21 protein-coding genes and 1 riboswitch are annotated in these 24,213 nt (G+C 65.8%); of the genes, 15 read left to right on the forward strand and 6 right to left on the reverse strand.

Annotation, left to right across the window (positions count from 1 at the left end):
- The first annotated feature begins 137 nt into the window (after window positions 1-137).
- The 3 genes from QMK22_RS00945 to QMK22_RS00955 all read left to right on the forward strand — a co-directional run bounded on the left by QMK22_RS00945 (window position 138) and on the right by QMK22_RS00955 (window position 3,162).
- Window positions 138-1,376 (forward strand): MFS transporter, encoded by a 1,239-nt coding sequence (locus tag QMK22_RS00945; RefSeq protein ID WP_283495747.1) that lies wholly within the window; start codon window positions 138-140, stop codon window positions 1,374-1,376.
- A gap of 83 nt (window positions 1,377-1,459) precedes the next feature.
- Window positions 1,460-2,458 (forward strand): ring-cleaving dioxygenase, encoded by a 999-nt coding sequence (locus tag QMK22_RS00950; RefSeq protein WP_283495748.1) that lies wholly within the window; start codon window positions 1,460-1,462, stop codon window positions 2,456-2,458.
- A complete protein-coding gene (locus tag QMK22_RS00955; RefSeq protein WP_283495749.1) occupies window positions 2,455-3,162 on the forward strand; it encodes an alpha/beta hydrolase in 708 nt (235 codons plus the stop codon). The genes QMK22_RS00950 and QMK22_RS00955 overlap by 4 nt, the downstream gene beginning before the upstream one ends.
- A 63-nt stretch (window positions 3,163-3,225) precedes the next feature.
- Here the strand turns inward: QMK22_RS00955 and QMK22_RS00960 are convergent, their stop codons facing one another.
- Window positions 3,226-3,582, reverse strand: a complete 357-nt coding sequence (locus tag QMK22_RS00960) for a YrdB family protein (protein ID WP_283495750.1) — start codon at window positions 3,580-3,582, stop codon at window positions 3,226-3,228.
- A 120-nt stretch (window positions 3,583-3,702) separates the two neighbouring features.
- A complete protein-coding gene (gene purU, locus QMK22_RS00965) occupies window positions 3,703-4,563 on the reverse strand; it encodes a formyltetrahydrofolate deformylase (RefSeq protein WP_283495751.1) in 861 nt (286 codons plus the stop codon).
- 266 nt (window positions 4,564-4,829) lie between these two features.
- Here purU and QMK22_RS00970 point away from each other — a divergent pair, with 266 nt between their 5' ends.
- The 9 genes from QMK22_RS00970 (at window position 4,830) to QMK22_RS01010 (ending at window position 15,241) form a co-directional block, all read left to right on the forward strand.
- Window positions 4,830-6,134 carry an MFS transporter gene (locus tag QMK22_RS00970; RefSeq protein WP_283495752.1) on the forward strand — a complete coding sequence of 435 codons (1,305 nt, stop codon included), beginning with the start codon at window positions 4,830-4,832 and terminating at the stop codon, window positions 6,132-6,134.
- Window positions 6,135-6,225: 91 nt separating this feature from the next.
- The gene (locus QMK22_RS00975) at window positions 6,226-9,216 is read left to right on the forward strand and encodes a Na+/H+ antiporter subunit A (protein WP_283495753.1); all 2,991 of its coding nucleotides are present in this window, start codon (window positions 6,226-6,228) and stop codon (window positions 9,214-9,216) included.
- A complete protein-coding gene (locus QMK22_RS00980; RefSeq protein WP_283495754.1) occupies window positions 9,213-9,773 on the forward strand; it encodes a sodium:proton antiporter in 561 nt (186 codons plus the stop codon). Before QMK22_RS00975 ends, QMK22_RS00980 begins: the two co-directional genes overlap by 4 nt.
- The gene (locus QMK22_RS00985; protein ID WP_283495755.1) at window positions 9,770-11,377 is read left to right on the forward strand and encodes a Na+/H+ antiporter subunit D; all 1,608 of its coding nucleotides are present in this window, start codon (window positions 9,770-9,772) and stop codon (window positions 11,375-11,377) included. The genes QMK22_RS00980 and QMK22_RS00985 overlap by 4 nt, the downstream gene beginning before the upstream one ends.
- The gene (locus QMK22_RS00990; protein WP_283495756.1) at window positions 11,374-11,979 is read left to right on the forward strand and encodes a Na+/H+ antiporter subunit E; all 606 of its coding nucleotides are present in this window, start codon (window positions 11,374-11,376) and stop codon (window positions 11,977-11,979) included. The genes QMK22_RS00985 and QMK22_RS00990 overlap by 4 nt, the downstream gene beginning before the upstream one ends.
- Window positions 11,976-12,242: a monovalent cation/H+ antiporter complex subunit F gene (locus tag QMK22_RS00995; protein ID WP_349360372.1), complete on the forward strand. Its 267-nt coding sequence runs from the start codon at window positions 11,976-11,978 to the stop codon at window positions 12,240-12,242. The genes QMK22_RS00990 and QMK22_RS00995 overlap by 4 nt, the downstream gene beginning before the upstream one ends.
- Window positions 12,243-12,309: 67 nt before the next feature.
- Window positions 12,310-12,642: a monovalent cation/H(+) antiporter subunit G gene (mnhG, locus tag QMK22_RS01000; RefSeq protein WP_283495757.1), complete on the forward strand. Its 333-nt coding sequence runs from the start codon at window positions 12,310-12,312 to the stop codon at window positions 12,640-12,642.
- A gap of 128 nt (window positions 12,643-12,770) precedes the next feature.
- Window positions 12,771-12,859, forward strand: a riboswitch (ZMP/ZTP riboswitch).
- A 21-nt stretch (window positions 12,860-12,880) separates the two neighbouring features.
- Window positions 12,881-14,191, forward strand: coding sequence for a serine hydroxymethyltransferase (gene glyA / locus QMK22_RS01005; protein WP_502856791.1), 1,311 nt, complete (start codon window positions 12,881-12,883; stop codon window positions 14,189-14,191).
- A gap of 165 nt (window positions 14,192-14,356) precedes the next feature.
- Window positions 14,357-15,241: a bifunctional methylenetetrahydrofolate dehydrogenase/methenyltetrahydrofolate cyclohydrolase gene (locus QMK22_RS01010; RefSeq protein WP_283495758.1), complete on the forward strand. Its 885-nt coding sequence runs from the start codon at window positions 14,357-14,359 to the stop codon at window positions 15,239-15,241.
- A gap of 109 nt (window positions 15,242-15,350) precedes the next feature.
- Here QMK22_RS01010 and QMK22_RS01015 read toward each other — a convergent pair whose 3' ends face one another.
- The 3 genes from QMK22_RS01015 to galT form a co-directional block, all read right to left on the reverse strand.
- Window positions 15,351-15,893: a gamma carbonic anhydrase family protein gene (locus QMK22_RS01015; protein ID WP_283495759.1), complete on the reverse strand. Its 543-nt coding sequence runs from the start codon at window positions 15,891-15,893 to the stop codon at window positions 15,351-15,353.
- 62 nt (window positions 15,894-15,955) lie between these two features.
- On the reverse strand, window positions 15,956-17,134 hold the full coding sequence (gene galK / locus QMK22_RS01020; RefSeq protein ID WP_283495760.1) for a galactokinase: 1,179 nt from the start codon (window positions 17,132-17,134) through the stop codon (window positions 15,956-15,958).
- Window positions 17,131-18,321 (reverse strand): galactose-1-phosphate uridylyltransferase, encoded by a 1,191-nt coding sequence (gene galT / locus QMK22_RS01025; RefSeq protein WP_283495761.1) that lies wholly within the window; start codon window positions 18,319-18,321, stop codon window positions 17,131-17,133. Before galT ends, galK begins: the two co-directional genes overlap by 4 nt.
- A gap of 85 nt (window positions 18,322-18,406) precedes the next feature.
- Between galT and QMK22_RS01030 the strand changes: the two genes are divergently transcribed.
- The 3 genes from QMK22_RS01030 to QMK22_RS01040 all read left to right on the forward strand — a co-directional run bounded on the left by QMK22_RS01030 (window position 18,407) and on the right by QMK22_RS01040 (window position 22,378).
- The gene (locus QMK22_RS01030; protein ID WP_283495762.1) at window positions 18,407-19,276 is read left to right on the forward strand and encodes a DeoR/GlpR family DNA-binding transcription regulator; all 870 of its coding nucleotides are present in this window, start codon (window positions 18,407-18,409) and stop codon (window positions 19,274-19,276) included.
- A gap of 9 nt (window positions 19,277-19,285) precedes the next feature.
- Window positions 19,286-20,236 carry an aldose 1-epimerase family protein gene (locus tag QMK22_RS01035; RefSeq protein ID WP_283495763.1) on the forward strand — a complete coding sequence of 317 codons (951 nt, stop codon included), beginning with the start codon at window positions 19,286-19,288 and terminating at the stop codon, window positions 20,234-20,236.
- 81 nt (window positions 20,237-20,317) lie between these two features.
- Window positions 20,318-22,378, forward strand: a complete 2,061-nt coding sequence (locus tag QMK22_RS01040) for a TPM domain-containing protein (protein ID WP_283495764.1) — start codon at window positions 20,318-20,320, stop codon at window positions 22,376-22,378.
- A gap of 123 nt (window positions 22,379-22,501) precedes the next feature.
- Here the strand turns inward: QMK22_RS01040 and QMK22_RS01045 are convergent, their stop codons facing one another.
- On the reverse strand, window positions 22,502-24,193 hold the full coding sequence (locus QMK22_RS01045) for an amidohydrolase (protein WP_283495765.1): 1,692 nt from the start codon (window positions 24,191-24,193) through the stop codon (window positions 22,502-22,504).
- Window positions 24,194-24,213 lie beyond the last annotated feature (20 nt).

Here is a 24,213-nt window from a genome sequence, read left to right on the forward strand (position 1 = left end):
TCTAGTGAGGCGCTCTTCCACATTGACCCGGGACGATCGATCGGATTGTTCAATTTTCTGCGGTCACGCGGCGAATTCCTGCCGCACCGGCTCCGGGTGCGGCGCGTGCAGCGGGCCCGGCAGCTTAAGCTGGGAGGATGCGATTAACGGGTTGGATGCGGAACCGCTCCGGGGCATCCGCTGCTCCCGGTGCGAGCCCGAAGCCTCGATTGAACCGCGATGTGATCGTGCTCGGCGTCATCGCATTCTTCGTGATGGTGGGGTTCGGGGTTGTCGTTCCGGTGCTGCCGGTTTACGTGCAGAGTTTCGGGGTGGGCAACCTCGAGGTCGGGGCGGTCGTCTCCGCGTTCGCGCTCATGCGGTTTGTGTTCAGCCCGGCCTGCGGTCGCCTGATCGACTGGGCGGGGGAGCGCACCGTGCTGGCCGTCGGTATCGGCATCGTCGCCGTGTCCAGCGGGCTGGTCGGTGCCGCTGACAGCTATGTGCACCTGTTGCTGCTGCGCGGCGCCGGCGGTATCGGCTCGGCCATGTTCTCGGTGTCGGCGATGACGCTGTTGCTGCGCACCGCCGAGCCGGGGCGTCGGGCCCGCGCAATCGGCTTTTATCAGGGCGGATTTCTCATCGGTGGCATGGCCGGTCCCGCGATCGGCAGCCTGCTCGCGACCATCTCGCTGACCGCGCCGTTCTTCTTCTACGCCGGAACCCTCACCGTGGCCGGCCTGGTCGGACTGCTCCTGCTGCGCTCGGGTGGGCGGGGCAGCGCGCTCGCCGGGTCCGATGCATCCGCTGTGCGCACACCGTTTCGCCAGGTGCTGCGTGACGAGCGCTTTCGTGCCGCCTGCCTGGCTAATTTTGCACAGGGCTGGACCTCGCTCGGCGTGCGCACGACACTCATTCCGCTCTTCGTCGTCGTGGTGCTCGGCGGTACCAGCTCGTGGACCGGAATCGCCCTCGCAGCTGCAGCGGTGGCTCAAGCGCTCGCGCTCGCACCGGCCGCGAGGTTCGTGGACACCGTCGGGCGCAAACCCGCCATTATCGGGGCATTTGGTGTAGCGGGACTCGCGATTGTGGCGATCTCGTTTGCGCCGAATATCTGGGTGCTCGGCGCGCTCCTGTGCGTCTACGGGGTCGCGGCTGCGTTCATGGGCACGGCACCCGCGGCCGCGGTGGGCGACGCTGCCGGCGCTCGCGGGGGCCGGCCGGTGTCGGTGTTCTCGATGTGCGCGGATGCCGGAGCCATCGTCGGCCCGCTCGTGGCCGGTCTGCTCGTTGATACGTTCTCGTTCTCGGTGGGATTCGCCGTGGGCGCTGTGTTCTTGTTCATCGCGGCCGCCTACGCCGTGCGGATGCCGTCGGAGCGTCGCGTCGCCGACTGAGTGCGGCATCCGCTGGGAATACGACGGTAGGTACATGCGTTTGCATGAATATCAACCAATCGACTTTCCAGGAAGAGGACCTCATGAACGTCCAGACCACCGGACTGCACCACGTCACCGCGATCGCGGGCGCCCCGCAGCGCAATATCGACTTTTATGTGACCGGGCTGGGCCTGCGTCTGGTCAAGAAAACCGTCAACTTCGACGACCCGGGCACGTACCACCTCTACTACGGCGACGACTCCGGACGGCCGGGATCGCTGCTCACCTTCTTTCCGTGGACCGGCATTCGCAGCGGGCGCACCGGCTCCGGCCAGTCGACGACGACCGCATTCTCCGTTCCGTCCGGCAGCCTCGGCTGGTGGAAGACCCATTTCGCCAAGCTCGGAGTGGAATCGGAGGTGACCGGGCGCTCGTCGCACGAGGAGCGGCTTTCCCTGCGTGACCCCGACGGTTTGCAGCTCGACCTGGTGGCGTCGTCGACCGTGGATCCGCGGAATCCGTGGGATTCTGCATCCGTACCCGCCGAGTTTGCGGTGCGTGGGCAGCACTCTTCGGTGCTTACCGTGGCCGACCCGGCGAAGACCGTGCAGGTGCTCACGACCGATCTCGGCATGCACGTCATCGCGGAAGCGGATGGTCGCATCCGTGTGGGCGCCGGCGACGGCGCGGCGGGCAACCTCGTTGACGTGCTCGCCGACCCCGCCGGTCAGCCGGGACTCACCGCCGGCGGAACCGTGCACCACGTGGCGTTTCGGGTGCCCGACCGGGCCACGCAGGCGCAATGGCGTGAGCAGCTCGTGGAACGAGGCTACGGCGTGACCGCTATTCTCGACCGCCAATACTTCACCTCGATCTACTTTCGCGAACCGGGCGGTGTGCTGTTTGAAATCGCCACGGACACTCCCGGTTTCGACATCGACGAGCCGTTGCTGGAGCTGGGCCGGTCGCTTAAGCTTCCGCCGTGGCTCGAACCGAGCCGCGAGGCCATTGAGAGAGCGGTCGCGCCGCTCGCATTGCCGCCGGAGAACAACCCGGCGATAACGGATGCTGCGGTGTCGGTCGCCACGGTCGCCGAATGAACGCGCCGACGCCTGCCGTGGCACCGGAAGCCGCGTGGCCGCACCTGTTTCGGCCGGGGGCAGCTGACGCGCCCGTGTTGGTGATGCTGCACGGAACCGGCGGCAATGAGCGGGAGATCAGCGGTCTGGCCGCAGCGCTCAACCCGAACGCCGCCGTGCTGGCGCCGCGCGGACGCGTGCAGGAGAACGGGCTCAACCGCTGGTTTCGTCGGGTATCAGAGGGTGTCTTTGACACCGCTGACGTGGCGCGACGCGCCGATGACCTCGCCGGGTTTTTGGTCTGGGCGCGGAATCAGTACGAACTCGGTAAGCGCCCGCTCGTGGCCGTCGGCTTCTCGAACGGCGCCAACATCGCCCTCGCGACGGCACTGTTGCACCCCGCAGTGCTGCCACGGGTGATCGCTTTTTCCGGAATGCATCCGCTCGATCGGGTGCCGGCAGGTTCGCATTCGGCCGCCGGGAGCGCAGGGGCGAGCACGGTGGCTGCCGGGGGTGCGCTCGACGCGCGGCTTGCGGTGAGCGATCTCACGGCATCCGCTGTGTTGCTCGTGAACGGTCGAAGCGACCCGATGGCACCGCTGGCGAGTGTGCAGAAGCTGGCGACCCTGCTGCATGAGCGCGGCGCCCGCGTGCGTCAGCACCTGCGCCCCGGCACCCACGGCATCACGCAAGCGGATATAGCCGTGGCTGCGTCGTGGCTCTAGCGCACGGGCGCAAAAGTAGCTGTTTGGCACCCTTGATCAGGCACTTTTGCACTCGCGCGCAGGCTAGCGGAGTTCTTTGCGTCCGGAGATGACGCCGCTGACGGTGGCCACGACGGCGAAGATCGCGGTGATGATGGGAAAGCCGAGGTCCCACCAGGCGATGGCGGCGGAGCCGAAGATGGCGATCTCTATGAAGGCTTTGCCGAACGCATCGAGGCGGAAAACGGCCTTGGGCGACCGAAACAGCGCCCAGACCAGAATGGCGAAGGCGGGGGTGACGAGGCCGACAAGTATGCCCGGCCAGGGCAGCGGCCAAGCCGCGAAGCCCCAGATGCCGAGGCTGACGAAGGCGAAGAGTTCGAGCACGAACCGGAGCATGTCGTTGGGGCCGATTTTCGGTAGTTCGCGCGTATCTGTCACCCGTCAATCCTAGCGATCCCCGTGTCCGTCGCTTGCCGGGCCCGGGCCCGGCAACTGGGCCAACGATAGATCATGGGCCCGCTTTCCGGGCCCGGGCCCGGGCACAAGAAACAGCGGGGGCTACTTGAAGATGATGGTGCGGGCCCCGTCGAGCAGTACCCGGTTCTCGGCGAACCACTTCACCGCCTGGGTGAGCGTGCGGCTCTCTTCGTCTTGTCCGATCGATACGAGCTCCGCCGGGGTGCGCGAGTGATCAACCCGCACCACGTTCTGCTCGATGATCGGTCCCTCGTCGAGGTTGCCCGTCACGAAGTGGGCGGTCGCCCCGATGAGCTTCACGCCGCGAGCGTGCGCCTGACGGTAGGGATTGGCTCCCTTGAACCCGGGAAGGAACGAGTGGTGAATATTGATCGCGCGGCCGTTCAACCGGTCGCAGAGCTCGGGCGAGAGAATCTGCATGTACCGGGCGAGCACGACGAGTTCGATGTCGAGTTCGTCCACCGCCTCGATCACGCGGGCCTCGAAGGCGGCTTTGCTGTCGGCATCCGTGATCGGCAACGACTCAAACGGCACCCCGTAAAACCCCACGAGGTCGCGCAGCGTGCCGTGATTGCTGAGCACGAGCGGAATCTCGACCGGCAACTGGCCGCCACGCTGGCGAAACAACAGGTCGTTCACGCAGTGTCCGGCCGAGGACGCGAGTACGAGCGTGCGCAACGGACGCCCGACGACATCGATGATCGACGCCATCGAGTAGCGGTCGATCACGGGTGACAGCGCGGACTCGAGCTCGGACCGGGTAGCCGGCGACTGCACCTGCAGGCGCATGAAAAAACGGCCGGTGTCATCGCTGGAAAACTGCTGGCTCTCCTCGATATTGCCCCGGGCCTGCACGATCGCGCCACTGACAGCGTGCACGATTCCAGGCTGGTCGGCACAGACGAGAGTGATTACCCAGTGATGCGGGGTCGAAGAAGTCATTCGACCAGAATACCGGGACGCAGACGGATGCTTCGGGACCAGCGGGTGCATCCGCTGCCTTCCACCCGTGTCGGGTGCAAGGCTGCGGAGAAATCCGTGCCCGTGCACGCGAGCCGGCACAATCGATTGACGCCTCAGCGGGGTCGGGTAGACTCGCGCTTGGTCGCGCTGAACAAGCCGGCCCCGGGCGCGCACGTCGGCGCGCAGCCGGCTTCGGTGCGAATGTTCGACCGGATGCCCGCCGAATCACCAGTATGAGTGCCGTAATGACCAATACCGCCAATATCTTTCTGCCCACCGTTCCGCGCGGCTCGGAAGCGCCTGCCACGACGACCACACCTCCGACGTCCAGATCAACACCGGCCGCACCCACGCCGCCGTTCCCCTGGATCGGTTTGATCACCCTCGCCGCCGCCGTTTTTCTCTCGGTCACATCCGAAATGCTGCCGACCGGCCTGCTCCCGGAGATGAGCGCAAGTCTTGGCGTCGCCCAGAGCCAGATCGGGCTCCTCGTCTCCTGGTTCGCCTTCACCGTCGTCATCACGAGCGCGCCGGTCGCGATCATGACCCGACGGTTTCCGCGCCACGGCCTCATCATCATCGTGCTCATCGTCTTTGCGATCAGCAGCATGCTGACCGCGATCGCACCGACCTACGAGCTTGTCGTCGCCGCGCGCGTGCTCGGCGGAATCGCCCACGGCCTGTTCTGGTCGGTGGTCGGCGCCTACGCGGGCCACCTCGTGCCCAAGGCGCAGATCGGTCGCGCCGTGTCGATTACCGTCGCCGGCGGCACACTCGCCTTCGTCTTCGGCGTGCCGCTGGGCACCGCGGCCGGCCACGTGCTCGGCTGGCGCCTCTCCTTCGTTGCCCTCGGCGTACTCATGCTGGTCGGCGCCGCCCTGGTCTGGAAGTTTCTGCCCCCGGTCGCACGCCATTCCACGAGCACAGCCACGAGCACTTCTACAGCGGATGCCCCCGCTGCGCCGGTCGGCCGCCGAGACTCGACCATTCCGGCCGTCGTGCTGATCTGCTTCATCACGGGCATCACCATGGTCGGCCACTACAGCTTCTACACCTACATCGCTCCGTTCCTTCTCGACGAGCTCGGTGTCGGACTGGGACAGCTGGCCCCGCTCCTGTTTGCCTACGGCATCGCCGGCGCGGTCGGACTGTTGCTGGTGGGAACAGTCTTCGGCCCGCGACCCACCCTCGGGCTCGTGCTCGGACTCGGTGCGAGCGCCGTCAGCGTCACGCTGCTCGCGCTGTTCAGCGCGACCCTGCCGGTCGCTCTTGTCGCTTTTGTCTTATGGGGCATGGCGTTTGGCACCTTGCCTCCCCTGCTGCAAACGCGGATGCTGCACGCCGCGTCCCCGGGGATCCGCGACACGGCTTCGGCCTTCTACACCACCGCGTTCAACGCCGGAATCGGCGGGGGCGCATTGCTTGGAGCGGTGCTCATCGAATCGGTCGGGCTGGGACTCGTGCCGCTGGTTTACCTGGGTCTGCTCGTTCTGGCGCTTGCGCTCGTGCTGGTCACCGACCTGATCATGCGGCGGCGCCAGCGCGCCTGATCCGGTTGATCTGACCGGTGCAGGCAAGAGTGTCGCCCATCGGCGGTTAGAATAGACCTTCACACCCCGACCTGACAAGCCTGGAGGACGCATGGTTTCGTTCCTCCTCGCGTTTGTCGTGTTGTCGGTGTTCACGCCCTGGCTCACCCGGCGGCTGGGAACGCGAGTGTTCTACCTCATCGCCCTGCTCCCGGCCGGCGCGTTTGCGTACACGCTGACCCAGACCGCCGCGGTCACGGCGGGTGGGGCCGTCACCCAGTCGATTCCGTGGATTCCCCAGCTCGGCATCAATCTGTCTTTTCGCGTTGACACGCTGGCCTGGCTGCTCGCCCTCGTCGTCACCGGTATCGGCGCCCTCGTGCTGGTCTATTGTGCCCGCTATTTCACCGATGACGAACCGAGCCTCGGCCGGTTCTCCGCCCTGCTGCTCGCCTTCGCCGGTACCATGTACGGTCTGGTCACGGCCGATGACCTCGTGATCATGTTCATGTTCTGGGAGATCACGAGCGTGCTCTCTTACCTGTTGATCGGGCACTACACCCACAAGCGGGAGAGTCGCGGCGCCGCCCTGCAGGCCTTGATCGTGACAACATTCGGCGGTCTGGTCATGCTCGTGGGCGTCGTGATGATCTCGGTCGCCGCCGGTACGACGAGCCTCGCCTACATCGTGGCCAATCCGGTGACGAACACCATGGGCACGTGGGCAGTTCTGCTCATTTTGGTCGGAGCGCTCTCCAAATCGGCGCTCGTGCCGTTCCACTTCTGGCTGCCGGCCGCTATGGCCGCACCGACCCCGGTGAGTGCCTACCTGCATGCCGCCGCCATGGTCAAGGCTGGCATCTACATTGTTGCTCGCCTTGCTCCCGGCTATGCCGAGAGCGCCGGCTGGTTGCCCGTACTCGTCACCCTCGGCGTCTGGACCATGGTGGTTGGAGCCTGGCGGGCCCTGCGCCAATACGACCTCAAGCTGCTGCTGGCCTACGGTACGGTCAGCCAGCTGGGTTTTCTCATGATCGCGATCGGTTTCAACACCCGGGACACCGCCCTCGCCGGCGCCGCCCTGCTCCTCGCACACGCACTCTATAAGGCCACCCTGTTTCTCGTCGTCGGGGTCATCGATCACCGGGCCGGCACCCGTGACTGGCGCAAGCTCAGCGGCGTTGGACGCAGCGCGCCGGCTCTCGCCGTCATCGCCCTTGTCGCGGTCGCATCCATGGCGGGCCTGCCGCCGCTGTTCGGTTTCGTCGCCAAGGAGGCCGTGTTCACCTCCCTGCTCGATGCCGGGGTGGGGGGATCCGGCTGGGGCTACGTCGCGCTGATCGGCACCGCCGTCGGTTCCGTGCTCACGGTCGCGTACAGCATCCGCTTTTTCTGGGGTGCCTTCGGAACCCGCAAAAAGCAGCGCGACACCGTGCTGCACGCGAGCCCGTGGGACACCTTGTTCGCCCCCGGCGTGCTCACCATCGCCACCATCGCACTCGGACTGTTCGCCTCAGCCCTCGACCCTCTGCTCGCGCCCTACGCCAATACAGTTCCGGGCGCCGGTAGCCTCACCGAGCCGCCCTACCATCTCGCTCTGTGGCACGGGCTGGAACCGGCCCTGTATATCAGCGCGGTCGTGCTGCTGCTCGGTGGGGTATTGTTCGGGACCCGCCGTGGGGTGGCACGGCTGCAATCGAAGGTTCCTGATTACATTGACGCCGGCCGTGGCTACGGCAAAGCCATTCGCGGCGTTGATCGCGTCGCCGCCCGGGTCACCCACTTCGCCCAGCAGGGCGGACTGCCGCAGTACCTCGGCACTATCCTCAGCGTTTTCGTGTTGGCCCTCGGGTTCGCGGCCTTCGTCAACCGCACCTGGCCGGACACGATCGTGCTCTGGGATTACCCGGGCCAGGTGTTGATCGCCCTGATCATGGCGATCTGTGCGGTGCTGGCGGCTCGGGTCGGGCAGCGGATGACCGCGGTCATCCTCGCCGGCGTCACCGGGTACGGCCTCGTCGCCCTGTTCGCCTTTCACGGCGCGCCCGATCTCGCCCTCACCCAGGCACTCGTCGAATCGATCACCCTCGTGATCTTTGTGCTCGTGTTGCGCCGCCTGCCGGCGAATATCGCCCAGCACAATAAGCCGGTGCGCCGCAAACGTCGCCTGCTGATCGGCAGCCTGGTGGGGTTGGTGATGGGCACGATCGGCTTCATCGCCCTCGGTGCTCGCCAGTTTGAGAGCATCGCCGGCGCCCTGCCCCAGCTCTCGGTCGACGATGGGCACGGCGACAACATCGTCAACGTGATGCTCGTGGATATTCGTGCCTGGGACACCATGGGCGAGGTGTCGGTGCTCATCGTGGTGGCGACCGGTGTCGCGAGCCTGCTTTTCGTGTCGGGTCGAAATTCCAGCGTGCCGCGACTCAAAGAATCCCGCCGCCTGCGCTCCGGCGCCAACCGTCGCCGGGTCGTCGCCGACCCCGAGTTCTCGAGCGAGGGCCATGCCGTCACCCGGCAGGCTTTCCTGCTCGCCGGTCGCAAGAACCCGCAGCAGAGCCGGTCGATTCTGATCGAGGTGCTCGTGCGGCTCCTGTTCCATCCCGCGATGATCGTGTCGATCTACCTGCTCTTCGCCGGCCACAATCTGCCCGGCGGCGGGTTCGCCGGCGGACTGCTCGCGGGCCTGGCCCTCGTGTCGCGGTATCTGGCCGGCGGACGCTACGAGCTGAGCGAAGCGGCTCCGATCGACCCGGGCAAGATTCTCGGCCTCGGTGTGATTCTCGCCGTCGGCATGAGCGTCATCTCGCTGTTCTTCGACGGCATCCCGCTGGAGTCGGCGTACTTCACGGCGACCGTGCCGGTGCTCGGCGACCTGTCATTCGGCACGTCGACCATCTTCGACATCGGCGTGTACCTCGTCGTTATCGGCCTTACCTATGACATTCTGCGCAGCCTCGGCAGCGAAATCGACCGGCAGAGTGAGTCGGCCGAGAACGGCCTGCGGCCCACACCCGAACCCCCGATCAACGTGGAGGCACCCACGCCCGCCACCACGCCCGCCACGACGCCCGCCACGACAACTGAAGAGGTCCCCCGATGAGCGCCTCGCTCACCCTCGTCATCCTGATGGCGGTCATGTATGCGGCCGGCGTCTATGTGATGCTCGAACGCAGCCTCACCCGGGTGCTGATCGGTTTTCTGCTCGTCGGCAACGCTACCAACCTGCTCATTTTCATCATGAGCGGGCGGCCGGGCAGCTCACCGATCGTCACTGACACGAGCGCTGCGGACATGGTCGACCCGATTCCCCAGGTACTGATGCTGACCGCGATCGTGATCAATTTCGGAATCACCGCACTGCTGCTCGCGCTCATCTACCGTTCCTGGTGGCTGGCCCAGCTTGGGGACGAGGGCGATACGCTCACCGATGAGCACGCCGCCGAGAGCGCCGATGAGGCTGACGCCACCTTCCGTTCCTCATCCGACGATGACGACGCGATCGCCGAATCGCTCGACGAACTCGAGCGGGGCGACGGCGCCACGAGCGATGAAGACACCACGAACCATGCAGCGAACCCGGCCCGTTCGGCGGATGCTGTCGGCCGCGCCGGAGCATCCGCTCGCAAAGCGCCCGGGCCCGATCGGGGGAACCGATGACCGCTCTGGTGCCCCTCATCGTGTGTCTGCCGCTGCTCGGTGCGGCGATCACGCTCATGCTGGGCCAGCGTCGTCGCCTGCAGGTGATTGTGAGCGTGACGAGCCTGGCGGCGGCAACGGTGATGAGCGCGGTGCTCCTCGCCCTCGTCGACCAGATCGGTCCGGCGGTGGTGCAGGTCGGCGGGTGGGAAGCGCCGTGGGGCATTGTGCTCGTCGTCGATCGACTCTCGGCGATCATGCTGCTCATTTCGGCACTGATGTTGCTCGGAGTGCTGCTGTTCGCGGTCGGCCAGGGCATCGTTGACGGCGACACCGAAGCGCCGGTGTCGATTTTTCACCCGACCTATCTCGTTCTGGCCGCCGGACTGTTCAACGCCTTCGTGGCCGGTGACCTGTTCAGCATGTACGTCGGTTTCGAGATGCTGCTCTCGGCGAGCTACGTGCTGCTGACGCTTGGCGGCACGGGAGCCCGCATCCGCGTCGGCATCACCTACATCGTGGTCAGCCTGGTGTCGTCGCTGCTGTTCCTCAGCGCGATCGCCCTCATCTACGGCGCGACCGGAACGGTCACCCTCGCCCTCATCGCCGAGCGGATGCCGGACCTCCCCGGCGACATCCAGCTGATCCTCGGCTTGCTGCTGCTGATCGCCTTCGGGGTCAAGGCCGCCGTGTTTCCGATGTCATTCTGGCTGCCTGACTCTTACCCGACCGCGCCCGCACCGGTCACGGCCGTGTTCGCCGGACTGCTCACCAAGGTGGGCGTCTACGCAATCCTGCGCACCCAGACCCTGTTCTTTCCCGACAACCAGTTCTCCAGGCCGCTCATGGTCGTGGCGGCACTGACCCTGATAGTGGGCATTCTGGGCGCACTCGCCCAGGCCGACATCAAGCGACTGCTCTCGTTCACCCTGGTCAGCCACATCGGCTACATGCTGTTCGGCATTGCGATCGGAACCCCGTTGGCCATCGCGGCGACCATCTTCTACGTCGTGCACCACATCACCGTTCAGACGACCCTGTTTCTGGCAGCGGGGCTCATCGACCGGGTGGGGGGCACGACGTCGCTGTCGCGCCTGGGCGGGCTGCTGAAATCGGCACCGCTCGTGGCCGTTCTGTTCTTTCTCGCCGCGCTCAACCTCGGCGGCATCCCGCCGTTCTCCGGCTTTCTGGGCAAGATCGCCCTCTTTCAAGCCGGCACGATTGTCGGCGAGCCCATCATCTACGTGCTGATCGCGGTCGGAGCGCTGACCTCGCTCCTCACCCTGTACGCGCTGGCTCGAGCGTGGAACCTGGCGTTCTGGCGGCCGAAGCAGCAGGTGAAGAATTACACCTCGTCGATGTCCGCGTCGCTCGTGGAAGACCCGCAAGACGAGGGCATCGTGCTCAAGAAGACAGTATCGCCGCTCATGGTCGGCACGACGGCTTCCATGCTCGTGCTGACCCTGGGCCTGACAATTTTCGCCGGTCCGATCTTCGACCTGACCACCCGGGCCGCCGGCAACATCGGCTCGCCGTCGACCTACATCGACGCCGTATTCCCGAACGGAACCGGGTCGATTGCCGAGAGTAACGTGGGCACAAACTTCGAGGGCGGTGCCCGATGACCACCAAGCACGAACGTCTGGAAGCCGTCGGCAACCAGATTCCACCGCTGATCGCACTGACCGTGCTGTGGATGCTGCTCTGGGGTGAGTTCTCCTGGCTGAACCTGCTTGTCGGGTTCGTTGTGGGCATGATCGTGACCGTCGCGTTCTATCTCGTGCCGGTGCAGCTGAGCGGGCGCCTGCATCCGCTGCACACCGTGATATTTTTTGTGCGGCTGATCGTGGACATTGCGCGGGCCTCGATCGAGGTGTCCTGGCTGGCGGTGAAGCCGCGGCTGGTCACGAGCAATGCGATCCTGAAGATTCGTCTGCGCACCCGCAGCGACCTCATTCTCACCTGGACCGGTGTCGCCACCTCGATCGTGCCCGGCTCGATCGTGGTCGACATCGACCGGGAATCATCGATCCTGTTTTTGCACGTGCTGAACATGCACAGCGCCCGCGATATCGAGCGGTTTCGGCGGCGTGTGCTCGACACCGAGCGACGCATCGTGCGCGGCTTCGGCTCGTACGAAGACGTCGAGCGGATGCGTGGGGTACTGCCCGAGAACCGCCTGACCGCCCGCCGCGCCGCGCGAACCAAGGGAAAGGGATCGTCATGATGCAAATTGTGGCCGGGGTTGCCGGTGTCATGTTCGCGGTCGGGGCGATCCTGGCCGTGTACCGCATCGTCGTCGGCCCGAGCGTACTCGACCGCGTCATCGCGTCGGATGTGCTCGTCGCGACGCTCATCTGCGCCCTCGGCGCCGAGATGGCCCTGAACCGGCACACCGACAACCTGCCAGTGCTGCTCGTGCTGGCGCTGTTCGCGGTGCTGGGTTCGCTCAGCGTCGCCCGCTTTCTGCCCGCTCGGGACAGCGCATGAGCGCCGTCTTGTGCCTGACCCGTCTGGGCCTGACCCGTCTGGGCCCGACCGGTCTGGCCGTGACCCGATGAGCGCCATTGTGCACGACGTGTTGACCGCTGTTCTCGTGCTCGCCGGCGCCGCCATGTGCCTCGCCGCCGGCATCGGGCTCATCCGCTTTCCCGACGTGTTGTCGAGGCTGCACGCCGCGACCAAGCCGCAGATCTTCGGTCTCATGGCCGTGACCGCGGATGTCGCCATCAACAATTTCTCGGTCGGCACCGTGACGCTCGTCGTTGCGATCGTGGTCTTTCAGGCGCTTACGGCACCGATGGCCGCGCACCTGGTGGGCCGCGCTGCGTATACCACCGAGCACCTGCGCGCCGACCTGCTCATCGTGGACGAACTGCGCGCCCCCTAAAACTGCACCGGGCCCGGGCCCGGAAACCGGGCCCATGATAAATACTGGGCCCGCTTGCATAAGGTGGGCCCGGAGCATCCGCTTCTGGTGCCGGGCTGCCTCCCCGAGCCGCGCACCGACTGGTATGCTAAACGAGTCGCAACTGGCGTAGCACGAAGATGGGTCACCATCGGGGAGCGACTGACACGGTTAGTGGCCGCACGCCTGGGCCGCAACATCCACCTCTAAGGAGAACTCCGTGCCTGATTCCGCCACCACTGTGCAGTCAAACAACGCAGTGAAGTCGACTTTCAACGAACCGCTCTCGGTCGTCGACCCCGAGATCGCCGCCGTGCTTGAGCAAGAGCTCGGTCGCCAGCGTGACTACCTCGAAATGATCGCCAGCGAGAACTTCGTTCCGCGCGCCGTGCTGCAGTCGCAGGGCTCGGTACTCACCAACAAATACGCCGAGGGCTACCCGGGCCGCCGCTACTACGGTGGCTGCGAATACGTTGACGTTGCCGAACAGCTCGCCATCGATCGCGCCAAGAGCCTGTTTGGTGCCGCCTACGCGAACGTGCAGCCGCACTCCGGCGCGACCGCCAATGCCGCTGTGCTCTCCGCCATCGCCACGCCCGGCGACACCATCCTCGGTCTTGAGCTGGCCCACGGCGGTCACCTCACCCACGGCATGAAGCTCAACTTCTCGGGCAAGCTGTACAACCCGGTTGCTTACGGGGTTGACCCCGAAACCTTCCGCGTCGACATGAACGTCGTGCGCGACAAGGCCCTCGAGAGCAAGCCGAAGGTCATCATCGCCGGTTGGTCGGCCTACCCGCGTCACCTCGACTTCGAAGCCTTCCGCTCCATCGCCGACGAGGTCGGCGCACTGCTCTGGGTCGACATGGCGCACTTTGCCGGACTCGTTGCCGCCGGTCTGCACCCCTCGCCCGTGCCCTACGCCGACGTCGTGTCGAGCACCGTGCACAAGACGCTTGCCGGCCCGCGCTCGGGATTCATCCTGTCGCGTGACATGGCGCTGGCCAAGAAGCTCAACTCCAACGTGTTCCCGGGTCAGCAGGGCGGGCCGCTCATGCACGTGATCGCCGCCAAGGCCACCGCGTTCAAGCTCGCCGCCGAGCCCGAATTCAAGGAACGTCAGGAGCGCACCCTGCGCGGGGCCAGCATTCTCGCCGACCGCCTCACCGCCGACGACTCGCGCGCGCACGGCATCGACGTGCTCACCGGCGGCACCGACGTGCACCTCGTGCTCGCCGATCTGCGTCACTCCGAAATCAATGGCCAGCAGGCCGAAGATGCCCTGCACGAGGTGGGCATCACCGTGAACCGCAACTCGGTTCCGTTCGACCCGCGTCCGCCGATGGTCACCAGCGGCCTCCGTATCGGCACGCCCGCCCTCGCCACCCGCGGATTCGGCGACACCGAGTTCACCGAGGTGGCCGACATCATCGCCGAGGCTCTCAAGCCCGGCGCCGACATTGCCGCGCTTCGCAGCCGCGTCGGCGTGCTCACCCAGGCCTTCCCGCTGTACTCCGGCCTCGAGCAGTAACGCAACCGTTTCGAAAGCGGATGCCGCTGGCCCGGCCGGCGGCATCCGTCTCCTCGCGGTTGCCCGTGCGTCACCCCGCGCGATGTGTCCGCTGTCCGGGCCCGGGCCCGGGCAGAGGGAACCGCAGCACAGCACCGATCTGAACCACGACAGTAGGGAACCATGATGACGGCAATCACACTCGACGGGGTCAAAACCGCGTCGGACATCAAGGCCGAGCTGCGTGACCGCATTGCTGCCCTGCGCGCGCACGGCGTCGTGCCCGGCCTGGCCACCCTGCTCGTGGGCAACGATCCGGGTTCCGAGACCTACGTCGCGGGCAAACACCGCGACTGCGCCGAGGTCGGCATCGAATCGCTGCGCATCGACCTGCCCGGCTCGGCGACGAGCGCCGATGTGCGCTCCGCCATCAATGACCTCAACAACAGCCGCGAGGTGACCGGTTACATCATTCAGCTGCCGTTGCCGGTCGGCCACAATGAGAACGCCATGCTGGAGCTCATCGATCCGTCGAAGGATGCCGACGGCCTGCACCCGACCAACCTGGGGCGTCTCGTGCTGGGCATCGAAGGCGAGCTGCGTTCACCGTTGCCCTGCACCCCGGCCGGAATCGTGGAACTGTTGCGCCGCTACGACGTGCCGATCGTGGGCAAGAAGGTTGTCGTGGTCGGTCGTGGGCTCACCGTCGGGCGTCCGCTCGGCCTGTTGTTCACCCGTAAGGGCCTCGATGCGACTGTCACGCTGACCCACTCCCGCACGGTTGACCTGGCCGGCGAGGTGCGCCGCGCCGACATCGTCGTGGCCGCCGTGGGTGTACCGCACCTGGTGCAGGCTGACTGGATCAAGCCGGGCGCCGCGGTGCTCGATGTGGGAATCACCCGCGTGATCGATGAGGTCACCGGCAAGAGCCGCCTGATCGGCGACGTGCACCCCGACGTCGCTACGGTCGCCGGCCACCTCTCGCCCAACCCCCGTGGTGTCGGCCCAATGACGCGGGCCATGCTCCTCTCCAACGTGGTTAAGGCCGCCGAGCAGTCCCTGTCGGCGTAGCCGTAGCCGTAGCCGAGTCACCGGAGCGGCTGGACCTACCCGCCGAGATTTCGCGCATGATCGCGCGAAAATAGGCGTTTTCGCCGGTTCGAACCGGCATTCTCCGCCGCTACGACTCGGCGAGAGCGGCGCGGTGCAGCTCGGTGTGTTCGAGGTAGTTCTGCGCGTTGTGACGGATGCTCGCGATCTCGTCGTCGGTGAGCGGGCGCCGCACCTTGGCGGGAACACCGGCCACGAGCGAACCGGGCGGTACGATGGTGCCGCCGAGCACCACGGCTCCGGCGGCCACGAGCGATCCGGTGCCGATGACGGCACCGTTCAAAACGGTCGCGGCCATGCCCACGAGCACGTTGTCTTCGATCGTGCAGCCGTGCAGCACGGCGCCGTGCCCGACGGAGACACCGGTGCCGAGGGTGAGCGGAAAGTCGGTGTCGACGTGACAGGAGACGTTGTCCTGCAGGTTTGACCCGGCCCCGATCGTGATGGCTTCCAGCTCGGCGCGCAGCACGGAGTTGTACCAGACGCTGGCCCGATCGGCGAGGGTGACGTTGCCGACGATGACGGCGCCGGGAGCGACGAACGCGGTCTCCGCGATGCTCGGAGCCGGCGTGTGCGGCAGGACGATGATTCGGGCGGCGCTGTTGACAGTCATAGGCGCCAGCCTAGTCCGAGCCCTCAGGCCTCCCGTCCCTCAGCCCTCCCCGTCCCCAGCCGTCACTCGCGATGAGCGCCGTCGGCAGCGTGCACCACGAAGAGGTCAGGTGTTGCAAAGCCGGCCAGGGTGAAGGCCGCCAGGACCGCGGTTGTCACCGTGGGCACGAGTTCGGTGGGGGTCAGGGCGATTGCTGCACCGCCGAATCCGCCTCCGGTCATGCGCGCGCCGATCGCGCCGGCTCCCCGGGCGGTCACCACGGCCAGGTCCAACTCCGGTGCCGAAATCTCGAAGTCGTCGCGCATCGATACATGTGAGGCGTCGAGCAGATCGCCAATCGCGGCGCATCCGCTCTCGCGCAGCACCTGCACGGTGTCGAGTACCCGCTGGTTCTCGGTGACGATGTGGCGTACCCGGCGAAAAGTCTCCTCATCGAGCACAGTCGACGCTCGGTCGAGATCGTCGACACTGAGATCGCGAAGAGCTTTCACCCCCATCAATCGGGCTCCGGCCTCGCACGATTGACGCCGCGCGGAGTATCCGCCCGTGGCATGCGAGTGGCTCACTCGGGTATCGATGATGAGGAGTTCCAAGCCGGCCTCGTCGAGACCGAAGGGGATGATCTCAGCCTCCAGGCTGCGACAATCCAGAAATACCGCGGAGTTGATCTGGCCGAGCAGCGACGCCGACTGATCCATGATGCCGGTGGGTGCTCCCACGACCCGGTTTTCGGCGAGCTGTCCCACTCGGGCGAGGGTCGGTCGATCGAGATTGAGATCCCACACCTCGTTCAGCGCCAGGGCGACCGAGCTCTCGATTGCGGCCGACGAGGACAGTCCGGCACCAACCGGCACATCGGAGTCGATGTAGATGTCGAACCCGGATACCGTCGTGAGGTCGGCTCCGAACTGGCCCAACGCCCACGCCACCCCGAGCGGGTAGGCGGACCAGCCGTGCAGATTCTCCGGCGCCAGTTCGTCGAGGGTGAGCTCGACGATGTCACCGGCGAAGGAGCTCGCCACGCGAACGATGCGGTCAGGTCGGGGTGCCAGCGCCACGACCGTGCGCCGGTCGATCGCGAACGGCAGCACGAACCCATCGTTGTAGTCCGTGTGCTCACCAATCAGGTTGACCCGACCGGGCGCCGACCACAGGTCGTGCGCTGGGCGATGGAATCGACTCTCGAATCCGGCGTGGGCGGCGCGGTTCAGCTCGGAGTTCGCACCGGTGAAGAGTGTCATGCGTTCGCCTCCGTGGCATCGTCGGCGTGCTCTAAGTCCGACGCGGCTGCCCGCTCGATGGCGGCCCGAATCGTGGCGGCGGCATCCTCCGGGGTGACATCTCCGATCCAGGCACCCATCGCTGCCTCCGATCCTGCGAGAAACTTCAATTTGTCCTCGGCGCGCCGGGGGCTGGTCAGTTGCAGCATCAGTCGAATATCGGTGCGGTGTACTCGCACCGGCGCTTGATGCCAGGCGGCGATATAGGGAGTGGGTGTCGAGTAGATCGCATCGATGCCGCGCAGCAGCCGCCGATAGAGAACGGCGAGTTCGTCGCGTTCGGCCAGCGTGGTTTCGGCAAAGTCGGGCACGTGGCGGTGCGGCAGCATGTGCACTTCGATCGGCCACCGGGCCGCAAACGGCACGAACGCGCTCCAGTGCTCTCCCCGAAGCACCACCCGGTCACTCGCTTGCTCGCTGGCCAGAATGTCGGCGAACAGTGTGGGTCCATAGTTGTCCAGGGAGGCCGTCAGTCGCTGCGTGCGCGGAGTCACATAGGGATAGGAATAGATCTGGCCGTGCGGATGCCGCAGGGTCACGCCGATTGCCTCGCCGCGGTTCTCAAACGGGAACACTTGCTCGACCCCCGGTAGGCGCGACAACACAGAGGTGCGTTCGGCCCAGGCCTCGATGACGGTTCGCGCGCGAGTCACGGACAGGCTCCCAAAAGATCCTTCGTGCTCGGGGCTGAAACAGACGACTTCACAGCGCCCGATGGAACGACGGGTGCGTCCGATTCCGATGGAGTCGAGATCGTGCAGATCGACGGAGTCGGAGGCATCCGCTAGGAGCGGTCCGAACGACGGGGACTTGTTCTCGAACACCGCCACATCGTAGTTACTGGGAATCTCCGACGGGTTGTCGGGGGACTGCGGGGCGAGCGGGTCCAGGCTGGCGGGCGGCAGGAACACGCGGTTCTGGCGGTTCGCCGCGATCGAGACCCACTCGCCGGTGAGGGGGTCTTGCCGCATGGTTGCGGTCGCTGCTCGCACGGTGGGCGTTCGCAGGTCGGGCGCTCGGTCGGGCGGCAGGGCGGTGTCCGGGTCATCGAAATAGACCAGGTCGCGCCCGTCGGCGAGTGTGCACGTTTGCCGGGCGATGCGCTCATCGGCGACAAATTGGGGGTGGTTGGAAAGTGAGTTCGTCATGGCAGAGCCCACAGTAGCAAACTTGCCTAATCGATACCATCTATTTCACATTGAAAGGTAAAAGAAAATAAGCGATACTTGAGAGATGACTTCGACCGACTCGACTCCCAACCCTGCGGCCGAACCGCTTCCCGCTCATGTGCGGCGGGAGCACGCGCAGCGACTGGTGGATGAACGCGGATTCGTGCGGGTCAGCGAGCTGCGCAGCGCTTTTGGGGTGTCCGGGGTGACCGCCCGGGCTGACCTCGATGCGCTCGTGCTGCGGGGAGCCGTGAGACGAGTGCATGGCGGGGCGGTGCCGGCGCACTCCCCGAGCGAGCACGCGGCTTTGCGGCTGGAACGCGAGCATTCGTTTGAGGAAGCGCTGGAATCCTCCGCGATACCCAAACGTCAAATCGCCCAGGTCGCAGCCGGGCTCGTGCGGAGTGGGCAGAGTGTCATTCTGGATGTGGGTACCACGACACACGCGATCGCTCGCGCACTCTGTGACCGCGAAGACCTGCAGGACGTTGTCATCATCACCAACGGACTCAACATCGCCTTGGAACTGGAACGGGCTATTCCGCGGTTCACCGTCATCGTCACCGGAGGATCGTTGCGCCCGTTGCAGCACTCCCTCGTCGAGCCGCTAGCCGGCACGGTACTGAGTCAGGTACATGCCGACCTTGCTTTCATCGGTTGCAATGGCGTCGACATTGTGGGTGGCGTCACGAACGTCAACCTTCCTGAGGCCGGCGTTAAGGCGCGCATGCTCGCTGCGGCCGAGCGTGTGGTGGTGGTGGCCGATCGGTCCAAGCTCGGCCACGTTCACCTCGGCCTGGTTGGCCCGCTGAGCGCGGTCCATACCCTCATTACGGATGCGGCGGCGGATTCCGCAGTGCTGGACTCGTTTCGCGAAGTCGGGCTCACCGTGCTCCTGCCGGAAATTGAACACAACCCCGACTCGCGGCCGTAGGCTGACGCTATGCGCGCACCCACCGGAACCCAGTATGAGCTGAACTTGCAGTCGCCGAGCGGCACCGCCCGCGCGGTAGTAACCGAAGTCGCGGCCGGCCTGCGGGCATATTCCATTAATGGCATAGACCTGGTGGAGTCCTTCAACGAGGCGGTGCAACCTCCGATGGCGGCCGGAATCGTGCTCGTGCCATGGCCGAACCGCATTCGCGATGGCCGGTGGACGCAGAACGGGACCACCCGTCAGCTCGCGCTCACCGAGCCGGGGAAGCAGAACGCGATTCACGGGCTGTTGCGCTTCGCTCCCTATCGCGAAGTGTCGCGCTCGAGCGACACGGTGACACTCGCAGCCACGGTGTTTCCGCAGGCGGGCTATCCGTTTCACCTCGAAACCGAGGTGACGTACTCGCTCACGGAGACCGGCCTCGACGTCACCCATCGGGTGCGAAACGTCGGGGTGGCGCCGGCGCCGGTGGCCGTGGGGGCGCATCCGTTTCTTAAGATTGGCGACGTTCCCACGGCTGATCTGGTCGTGCGGGTGGCCGCGGCGACCCACATCGATGTGGATGATCGGCTAAATCCCACCGGTGAGACCTCGGTTGACGCCACCGGATTCGACCTGCGCGCGGGCGTCGCCGTTGGCGATCTCGACCTCGATGATGGCTTCGGTGGTGTGAGCATGGCGAACGATCGATGCGAGCATTCGCTCACAGCAGCGGATGGCCGCAGCCTCACTCTCTGGGGCGATGAGAACATGCGCTACGTGCAGGTCTTCACACCCAGAATCTTTCCGGTCAGCAATGATTCTATGGAGCCCGTGCGCGGCCTCGCCATCGCGATCGAGCCCATGACGGCACCCGCCAACGCCTTCAACTCCGGCGCGGGGCTGCGCTGGGTGGAGCCGGGGGAGCAGTGGGTCGTGCGCTGGGGCATCCGTCATGACGGATTCACCGCACGGTAGCGGGTTTAAGTTGATGTCAGGGCGGGTGTTTCAGATGCTGGTGACCCTGCAGCGTGTCATCGAGAGCGAGAGAGTAGAGCGATGCGGATATTTGCGGCACTGGGCGCGGGACTGATTGCGCTCATTCTGGGTGGCGGAGTCTCGACGGCGGCCTCGGCGAGCACACCGGTGGACTTCGGCGCGAGCCATGTGATCGACTCGGCCGGAGTGCTCGGCGACCAGGAGGCCGAGGTCACCGATCGGATTGACCAGCTGTACCAAGACACGCAGATAGATCTCTTCGTTGCCTACGTCGACTCTTTCACCAACCCCAGTGACCGGGAAGAGTGGGCTGACGAAGTGATCAGCCGAAACGGCATGGGTACCAACGACATTCTCCTCGCGGTGGCCACTGACGATCGGCAATATCAGGTGCGCGTCACGCCGGGCTTTGTCCTGACCGATTCCGAACTCTCCGGTGTGCAGCTGGATTGGATCGAACCGGCCCTCCGCGACAGCGACTGGGCCGGCGCCGCGCTGTCCGCCGCCGACGGACTCGAAGTCGGAGTTTCCGGCCAGAGCCAACCCGATAGCAGCCAGGACATCGCGGATGACGGCCAGATTCAGCCGGAAACGGGCCAGTCTGGTGGGAGCGGCAGTGGGGCCATAATCATCATTCTGATCGTGCTGGTCGCGGTCGGCCTGATCTTCTTCCTCGTTCGTCGGCGTAGTCGGGTGTCATCGGTGGCTCAGCCCAAACCGGAGATCCCCACCGAGCAGCTCGGTCAGGAAGCCGGGCGCGCACTCGTGCACACGGACGACGCCATCAAGACCAGCGCGCAGGAGCTCGGCTTCGCGACGGCCCAATATGGTGAGGCCGCCACCGAACCATTCCACACAGCTCTCGCCGAGGCCCAGCAGAAGCTCCTGGCTGCCTTCACCCTGCAACAAAAACTCGATGATGCCGAACCCGACACCGACGAGCAGCGTCGGGCCTGGTTCAGCGAAATCGGGCAGCTCTGCGCCGCCGCCAATGCGTTGCTCGACGAGCAAACAGCTGACTTCGACGAACTCCGTCAGGTCGCCAAAAACGCACCGGCGGTGGCCGCATCCGTTGCTCAACAACTCGCCGAACTGCAGTCCCGGGTGCCTCAGGCCGAAGAGGAGCTGGCCGGCCTCGCTTCTCGCTACACCGAGGCGGCCCTCGCCACGGTCACCGACAACCCGGCGCAGATCAGCGAACGTATCGCCTTCGCGAACGAGGCCCTGAGCGAAGCCACGGCTCGGCTTTCGGCCTCCGACATGGGTGCTGCCGCGGTCGCCATCCGTGCCGCCGAAGAATCCGTCGATCAGGGCGAACTGTTGCTCGCGGCGATTGATCGGCTGTCGTCGAGCCTCGGTGCGGCGGTGGCGAGTATCGCCCCTCTGGTGGCCGATCTGGAGAACGACCTCAGAATCGCCCGATCCATTCCGAGCCAGTCCGATGCCGGTGCGAATCTCCCGGGTGTAATCGCACTCACCGAGCAGCGTCTGAGCGAGACGCAGACCCGGCTCGCGGCGGGCGCGGTCAATCCTCTCGAACTTGCTGCGCGATTGGAGTCGGTCAATACTCAGATGGATGCCGTGCTCAAGGGGGTGCGCGATGCCGGCGAGCGAGCGCGGCGGGTGCGCGCGGCACTCGACCAGACCCTGCTGGCCGCTCGAGGTCAGGTGTCGGCCGCCGAAGACTTCATTGGCGCGCGCCGCGGCGCGATCGGAGCGGAGCCACGCACCAGGCTGGCGGAGGCGGGCCGCTTCGTCGCGCTCGCTGAAGCGCAGGCGAGCATCGACCCCGAAGCGGCCCTCGCCGCCGCCCAGCGCGGTAACGCGCTCGCCGCCGAGGCGAATGCACTTGCCCGCAAAGACGTCGACGGTTTCGGCGATGACTTTTTCGGTGGCGGTGGCGGTCGCGGCCCGCGCGGGAGAAACGGCTCGCTGGGTGCGGCGCTGGGTGGCATCCTGATCGGCACGCTGTTGAGCGGCGGCCGGGGCGGTGGTGGCTTCGGCGGCGGATTCGGAGGCGGCGGTGGTTTCGGCGGCGGCGGCTTCGGCGGTGGCGGCAATAGCGGCGGCGGCGGAGGCTTCGGTGGTGGTGGCAATAGCGGTGGGGGCGGCCACTTCTGATTCAAGCCGCACCCCACGGCGCTGACCCGTGAGTTTCAACCGCTGACGACGTTCAACTGACAACGTTCGGGTGGGGTCAAACTCACAGATCGGCGCAATGCCCTGCTGTCACTCGTTCGTCGACTACGCCGGAGTCGGAGTCGGAACCACGGCCAGGGTCTGCGCCGCGTCGTAGACCTTGCGGCCTTCGAAGTACGTCTGGGTCACCTTGGTTTGGTGGATGCTCGACGGGTCGACCTCGAACAGGTTCTGGTCCACCATGATGAAGTCCGCGGACAATCCAGGTCGAATCATTCCGGTTACGGAGGCGAGCCCCATGGCCGCCGCCGGGTTGCGCGTGAACACTGCGATCGCCTCGGCAACGGTGAGCCGCTGGCCGGGATTGAGGATGCCCGCCACTGTGGGGTCCGGGTTTCTTCGGGTGACCAGTGTCTCCAGCCCGACCCACGGGTCGGGTGTCGGCAAGACGCATGGCCAGTCAGACCCGGCCGACAGAAGTGCCCCGGAATCGAGCATGTCTTTGGTTAGCCAACTGTTCTGCACGGTAGCGTCGGGGATCTGTTTGCCGATGCTTTCCTGGATGACCGAGGGATACCAGATGTACGGCGACGCATCGGGCACGACGCCGAGTGCGGCGAACCGGGGCACGTCGAGGGGGTCGACGAACTCCACATGGGCGATCTGAAAAATCGGGCCGTCGCCGAGCTTGTTGCGCACGATTTCAACGGCGTCGAGCACCAGGCGTACAGAGGCATCGCCGGTGGCGTGCAACTTACCTCCCATACCGTTTTCGTAGCAGAGCTCGAGGCTCGCGACCAGGTCTTCCAGAGTCCACAGCGACGTGCCGGTGAACTCTGGATCTTCGTGCTCGTGGCAAATGTACGGCCGCAGCATGGCCGTGGTGCGGGTCATGGGCACGCCATCGAGCACGAACTTCACGAAGTCGGGACGCACGTGCTTGCTGCGGTGCGCTGCTCCGATTGTGAACAGCTCCTCGCCCACAACTCCGGCCTCGATGAATCCCCGGGTTGGCATCGACCCGACTACCCACGCTGTGATTTCCCCCGCTTGTTCGAGTGCACCGAGGGCCTTCCAGGAATACGCCATGGTCGCCGCGTCCTGAACCGACGTGATGCCGTACGAATTGAGTATGCGCAGGGCGGTCTGAACTGAGACTTTGTTATGCGCATCCGGTTCGACCATTGACGCATCGGCAGCGGCCTCGACGTCGGCTGACGCGAGTTCGTAGAGCACGCCGGTGAGGCGACCCGCTGCGTCGCGCACGTATTCGCCACCATCGGAGTTGGGGGTGTCCGGGCCGACGCCCATCAGCTCCAGCGCACGGGAGTTCACCCAGCGGTTGTGCATCGAGTCGTCCCGCAACAACACGGGATGGCCACCGGCAGCCTCGTCGAGGGAGGCGAGGTCTGCAACATTTTTGATGTCGTCCATGATGGTGGCACCGACAATGCCGCCGATGATCCATTCGTCTGGAGCAAGATTCGCGCCCCACGCGCGCACCTTCTCGAAGATCTCCCCTTTTGTGTCCGTCGGCAGCAGCGGCATCTCCCACGCGGCCTGGCCACCGCCCAAGCCGAGGTGGGAATGTCCGTCGCTGAAGCCGGGCAAGACGAGGCCACTGGGGGATTCGATAATCTCCGTCGTCGCCCCGGCGAGGCCGCGCAGCTCGGATTCGCTGCCGACGGCAGTGATCATGCCGTCGGTCACGGCGAATGCCTCGACCCACTCGTTGTCGGGATCGCTGGTGAATATCTTGCCCGTGACAATCAGGTCGGGGGTGCTGGCATCGGCCATGTTTGTTCTCCTCGATGGGT

Source organism: Cryobacterium sp. PH29-G1, from assembly GCF_030063365.1.
Lineage (GTDB): Bacteria > Actinomycetota > Actinomycetes > Actinomycetales > Microbacteriaceae > Cryobacterium.